Source organism: Shewanella sp. SG41-4, from assembly GCF_014164505.1.
Taxonomy (GTDB): domain Bacteria; phylum Pseudomonadota; class Gammaproteobacteria; order Enterobacterales; family Shewanellaceae; genus Shewanella.
In genome coordinates, this window is record NZ_JACJFI010000751.1 from 1 (window position 1) to 493 (window position 493).

General features: G+C 35.5%; 1 protein-coding gene. It reads left to right on the forward strand.

Features of this window, described 5'->3' with window-relative positions; translation table 11 throughout:
- Positions 1–340: hydroxyacylglutathione hydrolase C-terminal domain-containing protein (locus H5202_RS23670; protein ID WP_272490490.1), on the forward strand; the 340-nt coding region annotated here is incomplete at its 5' end.
- Positions 341–493 lie beyond the last annotated feature (153 nt).

Consider the following 493-nt stretch of genomic DNA (forward strand, 5'->3'; position numbering starts at 1 on the left):
TGCGACACAAATGCTGCAATCGTTAACCAAGTTGGCAAATTTACCCGACCAAACCCAAGTTTTTTGTGCTCACGAATATACTCAATCTAATCTCGATTTCGCCTTACATGTCACACCCAATAATTTACAGTTGGTTCATTACTCCCATAAAGTCGATCAATTACGCTCTCAAAACATACCTACTATTCCTAGCACAATCGCGACAGAAAAAGCCATAAACCCGTTCCTACGTTGTCATCTAAATGAGACTCAAGTCGCAATATCAACAGAATATAAAATAGCAAATACAGATGAAATTCAGACATTTACATTATTAAGGGAATGGAAAAATCAATTTTAGATTAACATGAAAACACTTTAATAAGACATGCCAAATGATTTAATCTACAATGCCAAACCAAGCTAAAGCATGACCAAAAGAGTTTCATAAGCATTTGGTATGTTAGACCCTTTATTTTCCGATCTGAGAACTTGAGGAAGTGCATCTTCAAAT